Origin of the sequence: Peribacillus sp. NPDC097295, assembly GCF_044761665.1 — a bacterium.
In the GTDB taxonomy this organism is placed as follows: Bacteria; Bacillota; Bacilli; order Bacillales; family DSM-1321; genus Peribacillus.
This window is the reverse complement of the sequence record NZ_JBIWCW010000031.1, coordinates 1-10,117: the sequence shown is the minus strand read 5'-3', so window position 1 is coordinate 10,117 and position 10,117 is coordinate 1. Positions and strand designations below refer to the sequence as shown.

Below are 10,117 nucleotides of genomic sequence, written 5' to 3'. Positions count from 1 at the left end.
AAATAGAATGACTCCCGCACAATACGGGAGCCATCTTTTAGCTGTTTAAACTATAGGTCTTTTTTTAGACTGTCCATTTTATAGGGCACAGTTCAATCTAAAGGGGTGTTTCATCGCGCCTTTTTTCAAAGTCACGATTAGCCCAAACAAGTCATTCGGACTTATTCAACCGTTACACTTTTAGCAAGGTTACGTGGTTTATCCACGTCACAATCACGGTGCAGGGCAGCGTAGTACGCTATAAGTTGAAGCGGGATGACAGAGATAAGGGGTGTTAATAGTTCATTTACTTCCGGGATGACGAAACGATCATCTTCTTCTTCTAACCCTTTCATTGAAATGATACAAGGGTTAGCGCCACGAGCGACCACTTCTTTGACGTTCCCACGGATGCCTAGATTGACGCCTGCTTGCGTAGCAAGGGCTATGACAGGTGTTCCGTCTTCAATTAAGGCAATCGTTCCATGCTTAAGCTCTCCACCGGCAAAGCCTTCTGCCTGGATGTAGGAGATTTCTTTCAACTTAAGGGCACCTTCAAGACCGAGGTAAAAGTCAAGGGATCGACCAATGAAGAAGCAGTTACGTGTCACAGATAGATATTCACGTGCGATTTCTTCCATCTCTTCTTTCGAGTCGCATAGAGCTTCCATGCCTGTTGCAGCAATGCCAAGTTCTTTGACAAGATCGAAATCGAATGAAAGGTTACGGAACTGTCCTGTCACGTTCGCCAATATGGCCAATACGGCTACTTGAGCCGTATATGCCTTGGTAGAGGCTACAGCAATTTCAGGTCCTGCATGTAACAGGAGTGTATAATCTGATTCACGTGACAATGTAGAGCCCGGTACATTTGTGATGGTTAATGCTTTATGACCAAGTTCTTTAATCGCCACTAGTACTGCGCGGCTATCCGCTGTTTCCCCACTTTGAGAAATGAAGATGAAGAGCGGCTTTTCGGATAATATCGGCATGTTGTAGGTGAATTCTGATGCTACATGGACCTCAACCGGAATTTTAGCCATTTTTTCAATGAATTGCTTACCGATTAAGCCTGCATGGTAGCTCGTTCCACAAGCCACGATATAGATCCGGTCCGCCTCGCTTACTGCCTCTGTAATATTGTAATCAATCGCCAATTTACCTTCTTCATTTTGGTAAGCTTGAATGATTTTACGGATGACAGTAGGCTGCTCATCAATTTCTTTAAGCATATAATGTGGATACGTGCCTTTTTCGATATCGCTGGCATCTAGTTCTGCCGTAAATGGAGCACGGAATACTTCTTCATTGGAAAGATTCTTAATGGTTACTTTTTCTTTCGTTACGATGACCATTTCTTTATCCATTAATTCAAGGAATTGATCGGTAACTTGCAACATCGCCATTGCATCAGAAGCGACAACATTAAAGTCTTTTCCAAGACCGATTAATAAAGGACTCTTATTCTTGGCAACAAAGATTGTTTCATCATTTTCAGCATCCAATAAAGCAAGGGCATACGAACCTTCTAAAAGGGTAAGCGTATGACGGAATGCCTCTTCCACTTCCATGCCATCGTTCACGAACTTCTCCACTAGCTGAACGATGACTTCCGTATCAGTTTCGCTTTTGAAAGCAACATCCTTCAAATATTCACGTTTTAAAATTGCATAATTTTCGATGACGCCATTATGAACTAAAGTCAGGCGACCTGAATTACTTTGGTGAGGATGGGCATTATCGCGACTTGGTACACCATGAGTGGCCCAGCGAGTGTGTCCGATTCCTGTAGTCGCTTGCGTTTCTTCATCAACGACACTGCGTAAGTCTGCAATCCGTCCCTTTTCCTTGAAAACCTTGATACCCTCGTCATTTTTGACAGCGATACCAGCAGAATCATACCCACGGTACTCTAGCTTTTCAAGACCTTTTAACAAGACTTCTTTTGCATCATTTAGACCAATATATCCAACAATTCCACACATAATTTCTGTTCCTCCAACCGATTAGAGGGAACAGGAATGCATGAGGGCATTCCTGCCCCCTCATCTCTGATATTATTTTTTATAAAGGAAATACCCGAAGGCTTTTTCCCTTTGTACATTTCCAATTCTTTGTGCAGTCGGTTGCCCCACTGTTTTAAAATTGGAATTAATACGGCTGTGCACTTCAGCCGGGAGGTATCCGCCGAACACTCGATACTCCTCCTCCTCGTCAACTAAACCCGTCTCGACCCGGTTTAGTTCAGGCGCTTTAGTTTTCCTATTATCTTGCCTGGCCTCCTTTTCCCTTATAACCATTTAATGGTAAAAGTAGTTGTAAATCAGGATAATCATACCCTATAAAGGGGACATAGGTCAATTCTTTAGTACATTTGAGCAAAATATGACTCTTAATAAAAATATGCATAAAAGGAAATTTCGTTCCCTTTATGCATATGATCAGTTATTCAGTTAATCCCATTTCCGTCCTCACGATCGCTACAATGCGGTCGACATAACGCGTACATTCTTCTATCGTTGGCGCTTCAGCCATAACACGGACAAGCGGTTCCGTTCCAGATGGCCGCACCAAGATTCGCCCGTTGCCAGCCATTTCCGCTTCCACTTCTTTTATAACTTCCTGTACTTTTTCATTTTCCGTTACCCCATGCTTGTCTGTTACTTTAACATTGATGAGCGTCTGTGGGTATTTTTGCATCTCACTCGCAAGCTCGGAAAGAGGTTTTTGCGTTTCACTCATAATGTTAACAAGCTGTAAGCCAGTCAATAAGCCGTCCCCTGTTGTATTGTAATCCAAGAAGATGATATGCCCGGATTGCTCTCCGCCAAGGTTATAGCCACCTTTACGCATCTCTTCTACCACATAGCGATCGCCTACTGCTGTTTGAGCACTATGTATACCCTGTTCTTCAAGGCCTTTGTAAAAACCAAGGTTACTCATGATTGTTGAAACCACTGTTCCCTGTTTCAATCGATTGTTTTCTTTTAAGTATTTTGCACATATATACATGATTTGATCGCCGTCCACGATGTTTCCCTTTTCATCAATGGCTATAATGCGGTCGCCGTCTCCATCAAAAGCAAGTCCCACATCTGCCCCTTTTTCCTTCAAGAATTCAGCCAGAGCTTCTGGGTGGGTGGAACCGACCCCATCATTGATGTTCAAGCCATTCGGCGATGCTCCCATCGTAGAAATATCTGCATCTAAATCTGCGAATAAATGCATGGCTAAGGAAGATGTCGCACCATGGGCACAATCAAGCGCTACATGAATGCCTGTAAAATCTTCGTCAACTGACTGCTTTAAATATTGGAGATACTTTTGGCCGCCTTCGAAATAGTCATTTAAATGTCCTAAATCGCCGCCCGTTGGACGTGGCAACTCATCTTTTTCTAAATCAAGCAAAGCTTCAACTTCAGCTTCCTGTTCATCTGAAAGTTTAAAACCATCCGGCCCAAAAAATTTAATTCCGTTATCCGCTACTGGATTATGAGAAGCTGAGATCATGACACCCGCTTCGGCACTTAATGCTTTTGTAAGATAAGCCACTCCCGGTGTCGATATGATGCCCAGGCGCATAACTTCAGCACCGATGGATAATAAGCCGGCAACAAGTGCACCTTCTAGCATTTCCCCTGAAATACGGGTATCACGTCCTATTAACACTTTTGGTTTTTCTGAATTCTTAGTAAGGACATAGCCACCAAAACGGCCTAGTTTAAATGCCAACTCTGGTGTTAACTCCGTATTTGCAATACCCCTGACTCCATCTGTTCCAAAATATTTACCCATCTATATCGCTCCTTCTTTAAATCGTTACTAAATTAAATGATGTTAATGGCAGCTTATGTTTCTTCCTCTTTTGGAGGCAAGGAAACTGACACCGTGACTCTTTTCGAATCCAGGTCCCATGTTACTCCCGCAGGTACTCTTACTGCCAGTTCTACATCATGCTGGCCTTCATCTAAATTACTTACATCGACCGTGAGCGAAATGTCGTTTTTAGATATTTTTTTTAGCTCATCCGCTTTTCCATTCAACGTAATGTTCGTTACATCTGATTCCAGTTCCACTTCTTGATCTTCCCGTTTACCCACAGGAATTATTTTCAGGTTAGTGAAGGTCTTGGACTCCATGGTTTCCGGTTCTTCCTTTTCAATCGTTTCTTCTTCGTCTACTATTACTTCTTCTACCTTTTCTTCTTCCTCAACCTCTTCCTCATCTTCTACATCGACTTTTTCAGTACGGATTTTGACCGTAGCTTTACTGGCGGACATTTTTTGTACGGTTTCCGGTTTTAAAAGATCCAGTTCCATTTCGGTATCTCCATCCACTTTCGAGATATTAACTGGAAGATATAATGCATTAATTTTATCCAAGGCGTTTTCTTGCCCGTAAAGTGTTACCTCTTTAGGGTCGATGCTAATACTTTTGATTCGGACGCCAGCTTTGGTTTTACCTGTCTGCTTCGGTTCGATCGACACCTTTTTGGAAGGGATGCTGACCTTCAAAGATACGGCTACAGAAGCAGGCTCAATCGAGACATCCAACTTATTCAGATCACGGTCGAGTGCTTTTACCGTCGCTTGCCCGTTCACCGTTTCGTTAAGGCCTTTCCTTATTTCAAGGTTAGCCTTTACATAGGAAATTTGCTCGATCACATCCTTGGCACCTGTGATTTTCACGACTTCAGGATTGACTGTTGGTTGACCCGCAGTATAACCCTCTTCTAGTAAAGAACTATTATATTCCGCTTCGACTTTGAATTCTTTCGTCATTCGTTCCTGCACATTCACTTCAGCATACTCCGGATCTATCGTAGCAACTAGCTTTTCATTTAAGTCGCTTATTTTGAATGTGACCGATCGATCCCCCATAGAAATTTCGGGGTCGGAAAGATCTACATATACTTTAAAATCCCGCTGGCTTTTAGCATTAAGGAGAAGGCTTTTAGCACCCTTCAAAGTGACATCCACCGTTTCTGGTACACCGCTCACCACCAAGTTTTCACGATCATAGTACACTTCGACAGGGACATTTTCGATGGTTTCAGTACCATTCTCTGGAGCAGTAGACAATCCCAGTGACTTCTTATCAGACTCCATCTCAAAGTTTACGGATATAAATAATAGAGCAGCCAAGGCAAAAGCGACAATTCTCATAAACCAAGCGCTATTCGTGAATTTATCCATTTTTCTTCCCCCTCCAATTCCAGATACCCGAGGAAGTTGTTTTGACATTCTTCAATACCAGTTCACTTGTAAGCATGGCTCTAAATGATTCCTGACTTAAATCACGGAAAAGCTCCCCATTTTTGGTGACGGAGATTCCTCCCGTTTCTTCAGATACCACAATTGTCACACTATCTGTTACTTCACTCATTCCAATGGCAGCTCTATGCCTTGTACCCAACTCTTTTGAAATGAACGGACTTTCTGATAAAGGCAGGTAGCAGGCTGCCGCGGCGACTTGATTATCCTGTAAGATGACTGCTCCATCATGGAGTGGTGTATTCGGGATGAAAATATTAATGAGCAGTTCAGAAGAAACATAGGACCTTAAAGGAATTCCTGTTTCAACATAATCACCCAGTGCCGTTCCTTTTTCAATCGTAATTAGGGCTCCAATTCGCCTTTTTGCCATATACGTAGAAGCTTTTAGAATTTCTTCTACTAAACGTTCTTGTTGATTCTCTTCAGGAACACTGCCCCTTGAAAAAATCTTTCCTCGTCCTAATTGTTCTAGTGCTCTTCTCAATTCAGGTTGGAAAATCACAAGAATTGCCAGGACACCCCAGTTCATGACTTGCTCCATTAACCATCCAAGGGTATTGAAACCAAACAGATTGCTTAAGCTTTTTACAATGACAATTACAAAAATACCCTTTAGCAGTTGTATGGCTTTTGTGCCTCGAATTACAGTTAACAATTTATATATCACAAACCAAACAAGGAAAATATCAATGAAATTTACTACATAGTCCCAAACATTCAAATTGGAAATAGACATGTTGTTTCCTCCAGTCCGTAATACTCCAAATACACAATAACCATCGTTATGTAATAACCTTAATAGTATACCATTTTTTAAATCATACTTCTAAAACTAGTAGAGAAATTTATGTGGGAGTTAGTTTTAGTCAAGCACAGTTGATTTCCATCTATATGGAACCGAACAAAAAGGGCACTGTCTCATAAGTCCTTTTTCGAGTAAAATAACGCAAAATTGAAGAGGCAGAAATGTTGTTAAATCAACATTTCTGCCTATTTCTATTTATTCAATTTAGACTTACCTACCCTTTTTGGGACGAACCCTTTAGTTCAGCCCAACTAATTCTTTTTATCTTCAACTGATGTAGAAGGGAGAAGCGATGTTCCGGTATCCTTTATTTTATACCATAACCATTCAAAAGCTTGGTCTATGACTTCAACATCTCCCGTCACATTCCCTGCCTTTGCCATGTACTCCTGCCCATTGATGACCGTGACATTTCCCTGTACCTCACCCTCAATGCGTATGTCTCCATTTTGAACCACAACGTCCCCTTCAATGGTTTCCCCACTAGGGACAATGACCGTTTCCCCTTCTACCAATAAGTTAGGTTGCTTGGAGACGGAAAAATGTTCGTCCTGATTATAAGTGGAGAAGATCGAACCTGTCATTAATACAACGAACATCGCCGCGGCTGTCATAAACGGATGAGCCTTAAACCATCTCTTTGCCCCCGTAGCCTTCGTTTCCTTAGGCAATTGGGCCATCACCTTTGCAGTGAAATCATCCGGGGCCTTAATATGGGAAGTGCTTTGTACAAGGGCAACTGCTTTTTTCATTTCATTGAAAAAATCTCGGCATGCAGGACATATAAGCAGATGGTCCCGTAACATTTCTTTATGCTCAGGTTTAATGTCCTCATCTAAATAATCATGCATATAATTAATGATTTCCTCGTGGCAGTTCATTTTTCTCACCTTCTTTTTATAAATGGCGCAGTTGTTTACGCAAAGCTTCTCGCCCACGATGTATCCTTGTCTTAACAGTTCCTACCGGCAAATCAAGAATTTCACTGATTTCCTTTAACGACAATTCTTCAATGTATTTCAATACGATGACCGAACGATACTTATCCGGTAACTTCATAACTTCAGCCTGGATGGTTTCTTGGAGCTCTAATGATTCTACTTCTTCCTCTGGCAAGGCCATGTCTGATGCAATTTGGGAATACATGTTCAATCCCTCTGTACCAGTGACTTCAGCATCTAAATAGTAATCCGGCTTTTTCTTACGAAGACGGTCGATACAAAGATTCGTTGCTATGCGATATAACCATGTAGAAAATTTCATGTCGATATTGAAACTACGAATATTCACAAAGGCTCTTACAAAAGCTTCTTGGGACAGGTCTTCAGCTTCCTGTCGATTACCAAGCATTCTAAAACATATCTGAAAAACTTTATCCTTATAAATTTCGACAATTTCCCCAAATGCATTGTGGTCTCCTTTTAACACTTGGTTTATTCTCTCTTTAATGAGTCCATCCATTTTTGTTTTTACCCCCGCTTCATGCGGCTATACGATTATTACGAATCGCCAGCTAAAAGGTTTCATAATTTATTACTTTTATTTTAACAAACTTTTACATTTTATGTTTAAAACGGAAACTGCAAGGTTATATAGTAAGAAATTGTTAAACAAAAAGGAAGTGAATCCTGATAATGACTGCAGAACAAATACTAGATCATATTGAACGATACAGACAGAAAATGATTATCTTAGCTTCCCGTTCCTCGATGATAGATAATGAAGTAGTTGAAGTTAGTAGCAAGCTCGATATCCTGATGAATCAATATTTCCATTTGACCAAAAGCAGAAATAATAAGCAAACAGTTAAGTGAAGGGAGATTGCCTTGGAATCATATAATGATGCATCTTTTCAACCGTACCTAAATAATATACTCATGTATTCTAGCATATAAAAAAACAGTAACCCATATAAAAATGGTTACTGTTTCTTTCATTTCTTCTCTTATAGCAACTTTTCTCCAAAGAGGGAACCCATCAGGGCCACCGCAACGATTGCCGTCTTGTTACGCTCATCTAATACGGGGTTCACTTCTACAAATTCAGCTGAGGTTATCAACCCTGATTCAGACAGCATTTCCATTGCCAGATGGCTTTCCCGGTAACTTATACCTCCAAGGACCGGAGTCCCTACCCCAGGTGCCTCTGCCGGATCTACCCCATCAAGATCTAAAGAAAGATGAACCCCATCCGTTTTATCACGTAAGTATTCAATACATTCTTCCATCACCTTCGTCATTCCTAACCTGTCAATTTCATGCATTGTAAAAACCTTAATACCCTTATCGCGAATCAATAGTTTTTCTCCCTCATCCAATGACCGAGCTCCAATAATAACGATATTCTCCGGTTTTACTTTCTGTGCATATCCATGTATATTAACCAAATCTTCGTGACCAAGCCCGATACTAACAGCGAGTGGCATCCCATGAATGTTTCCTGAAGGAGAAGTCTCCTCCGTATTTAAATCTCCGTGGGCATCATACCAAATGACCCCTAAATTCTCATAGTGCTTTGAAATCCCTGCAAGCGTCCCAATTGCTATGGAATGATCACCACCGAGAACAAGCGGAAAAGATCCTTCAGCAATAATTTTATCCACTCTTTCTGCTAATTGAGTATTCCCTTTAGCGACAAGAGATAAGTTTTTTAAATTTGAACCAAGCTCATCAGCCGAACCAGGTCGTCCCACTATGATATCTCCCAAATCCTCTACTTCTATCTGTAATTGTTCAATCCGTTCCACGACACCCGCACAACGGAGAGCACTTGGACCCATGTCCACACCACGTCTTGTCTGACCAAGATCCATTGGAAGACCAATAACCGAAACCTTCTGAATAGACATACTATTCCCCCTTTCTTTTAATTATAACTATTGAACTGAATGGTTCAACCGGACATTTCTGTGTATAAAGATACAGGCATAGTCTTTTGTGCCAGTCATCCGCTAATTCTTTATAATGAAAAGAAAATAAAAAAAGCCTTAAACCGAATACGGCTTAAGACATAAATGTTGGTGTATGTAGTTTGGTGGTGGAGCCTAGCGGGATCGAACCGCTGACCTCCTGCGTGCAAGGCAGGCGCTCTCCCAGCTGAGCTAAGGCCCCTAAGTATAAAAGATAATAAAGCGAAAGACGGGATTCGAACCCGCGACCCCAACCTTGGCAAGGTTGTATTCTACCACTGAACTACTTTCGCATATGGCTGGGCTAGAAGGGATCGAACCTTCGCATGACGGAATCAAAATCCGTTGCCTTACCGCTTGGCTATAGCCCAAAATATGTAAATTAATAGTTAGCAAAATAAAAAGCGGTAATTATATATTTCCCTTAAAAAGAAAGTATATAACCGATCCACATTTTTTAAAAAAAGATGGTGGAGGGGGGCAGATTCGAACTGCCGAACCCGAAGGAGCGGATTTACAGTCCGCCGCGTTTAGCCACTTCGCTACCCCTCCACATATATAAGTGAAACATGGTGCCGGCAAGAGGACTTGAACCCCCAACCTACTGATTACAAGTCAGTTGCTCTACCAGTTGAGCTACACCGGCAAATCAAAGCTATTAAAAATGGTGGAGGATGACGGGATCGAACCGCCGACCCTCTGCTTGTAAGGCAGATGCTCTCCCAGCTGAGCTAATCCTCCAATAATGTTAAGAAAATGGTGACCCGTACGGGAATCGAACCCGTGTTACCGCCGTGAAAGGGCGGTGTCTTAACCGCTTGACCAACGGGCCGTTAATTAATTTTAAAAGTAGTTTGGGAAGCTCCCAAGCGGATTCGAACCGCTGACCTCTTCCTTACCATGGAAGTGCTCTACCTACTGAGCTATGGAAGCATATGGCTCCGCAGGTAGGACTCGAACCTACGACCGTTCGGTTAACAGCCGAATGCTCTACCACTGAGCTACTGCGGAATAATATAATGTTTCCTAAAACTCTGAGAAGATAAATTGAACTGCTTGGCGGCGTCCTACTCTCACAGGGGGAAACCCCCAACTACCATCGGCGCTGAAGAGCTTAACTGCCGTGTTCGGAATGGGAACGGGTGTGAC

Annotated in this window: 9 protein-coding genes, 9 tRNA genes and 1 rRNA gene; 1 reads left to right on the top strand and 18 read right to left on the bottom strand. The window is 41.9% G+C overall.

What is annotated here, in order from left to right:
* Nucleotides 1–161 precede the first annotated feature (161 nt).
* The 7 genes from glmS to sigW all read right to left on the bottom strand — a co-directional run bounded on the left by glmS (nucleotide 162) and on the right by sigW (nucleotide 7,521).
* On the bottom strand, nucleotides 162–1,964 hold the full coding sequence (glmS, locus tag ACIQXN_RS21405) for a glutamine--fructose-6-phosphate transaminase (isomerizing) (RefSeq protein ID WP_402971545.1): 1,803 nt from the start codon (nucleotides 1,962–1,964) through the stop codon (nucleotides 162–164).
* Nucleotides 1,965–2,036: 72 nt separating this feature from the next.
* Nucleotides 2,037–2,174 (bottom strand): hypothetical protein, encoded by a 138-nt coding sequence (locus ACIQXN_RS21400; protein WP_402971542.1) that lies wholly within the window; start codon nucleotides 2,172–2,174, stop codon nucleotides 2,037–2,039.
* A 250-nt stretch (nucleotides 2,175–2,424) separates the two neighbouring features.
* Nucleotides 2,425–3,774, bottom strand: a complete 1,350-nt coding sequence (gene glmM / locus ACIQXN_RS21395; protein ID WP_402971539.1) for a phosphoglucosamine mutase — start codon at nucleotides 3,772–3,774, stop codon at nucleotides 2,425–2,427.
* A 53-nt stretch (nucleotides 3,775–3,827) separates the two neighbouring features.
* Nucleotides 3,828–5,174: a CdaR family protein gene (locus ACIQXN_RS21390; protein ID WP_402971536.1), complete on the bottom strand. Its 1,347-nt coding sequence runs from the start codon at nucleotides 5,172–5,174 to the stop codon at nucleotides 3,828–3,830.
* Nucleotides 5,167–5,991, bottom strand: coding sequence for a diadenylate cyclase CdaA (gene cdaA / locus ACIQXN_RS21385; protein ID WP_402971533.1), 825 nt, complete (start codon nucleotides 5,989–5,991; stop codon nucleotides 5,167–5,169). Before cdaA ends, ACIQXN_RS21390 begins: the two co-directional genes overlap by 8 nt.
* 320 nt (nucleotides 5,992–6,311) lie before the next feature.
* Entirely contained in the window at nucleotides 6,312–6,941 is a 630-nt protein-coding gene (locus ACIQXN_RS21380) for a zf-HC2 domain-containing protein (RefSeq protein WP_402971530.1), read from the bottom strand.
* Between the two features lie 16 nt (nucleotides 6,942–6,957).
* Nucleotides 6,958–7,521: an RNA polymerase sigma factor SigW gene (gene sigW, locus ACIQXN_RS21375; RefSeq protein ID WP_402971527.1), complete on the bottom strand. Its 564-nt coding sequence runs from the start codon at nucleotides 7,519–7,521 to the stop codon at nucleotides 6,958–6,960.
* Nucleotides 7,522–7,694: 173 nt separating this feature from the next.
* Here sigW and ACIQXN_RS21370 point away from each other — a divergent pair, with 173 nt between their 5' ends.
* Nucleotides 7,695–7,874: a Spo0E family sporulation regulatory protein-aspartic acid phosphatase gene (locus ACIQXN_RS21370; protein ID WP_402971524.1), complete on the top strand. Its 180-nt coding sequence runs from the start codon at nucleotides 7,695–7,697 to the stop codon at nucleotides 7,872–7,874.
* A 131-nt stretch (nucleotides 7,875–8,005) separates the two neighbouring features.
* Here ACIQXN_RS21370 and rocF read toward each other — a convergent pair whose 3' ends face one another.
* The 11 genes from rocF to rrf all read right to left on the bottom strand — a co-directional run.
* Nucleotides 8,006–8,902: an arginase gene (gene rocF, locus ACIQXN_RS21365; protein WP_402971548.1), complete on the bottom strand. Its 897-nt coding sequence runs from the start codon at nucleotides 8,900–8,902 to the stop codon at nucleotides 8,006–8,008.
* Between the two features lie 192 nt (nucleotides 8,903–9,094).
* A tRNA-Ala gene (locus ACIQXN_RS21360) sits at nucleotides 9,095–9,170 on the bottom strand.
* A gap of 19 nt (nucleotides 9,171–9,189) precedes the next feature.
* Nucleotides 9,190–9,261 (bottom strand) — tRNA-Gly (locus tag ACIQXN_RS21355).
* Between the two features lie 3 nt (nucleotides 9,262–9,264).
* A tRNA-Gln gene (locus tag ACIQXN_RS21350) sits at nucleotides 9,265–9,339 on the bottom strand.
* Nucleotides 9,340–9,436: 97 nt separating this feature from the next.
* Nucleotides 9,437–9,520, bottom strand: a tRNA-Tyr gene (locus ACIQXN_RS21345).
* A gap of 18 nt (nucleotides 9,521–9,538) precedes the next feature.
* A tRNA-Thr gene (locus tag ACIQXN_RS21340) sits at nucleotides 9,539–9,614 on the bottom strand.
* 19 nt (nucleotides 9,615–9,633) lie between these two features.
* Nucleotides 9,634–9,709, bottom strand: a tRNA-Val gene (locus ACIQXN_RS21335).
* Nucleotides 9,710–9,725: 16 nt separating this feature from the next.
* A tRNA-Glu gene (locus tag ACIQXN_RS21330) sits at nucleotides 9,726–9,800 on the bottom strand.
* Nucleotides 9,801–9,828: 28 nt separating this feature from the next.
* Nucleotides 9,829–9,901: transfer RNA gene (locus tag ACIQXN_RS21325), tRNA-Thr, on the bottom strand.
* Nucleotides 9,902–9,904: 3 nt separating this feature from the next.
* A tRNA-Asn gene (locus tag ACIQXN_RS21320) sits at nucleotides 9,905–9,979 on the bottom strand.
* Nucleotides 9,980–10,022: 43 nt separating this feature from the next.
* Nucleotides 10,023–10,117 (bottom strand): 5S ribosomal RNA (gene rrf, locus ACIQXN_RS21315); the annotation flags it as partial.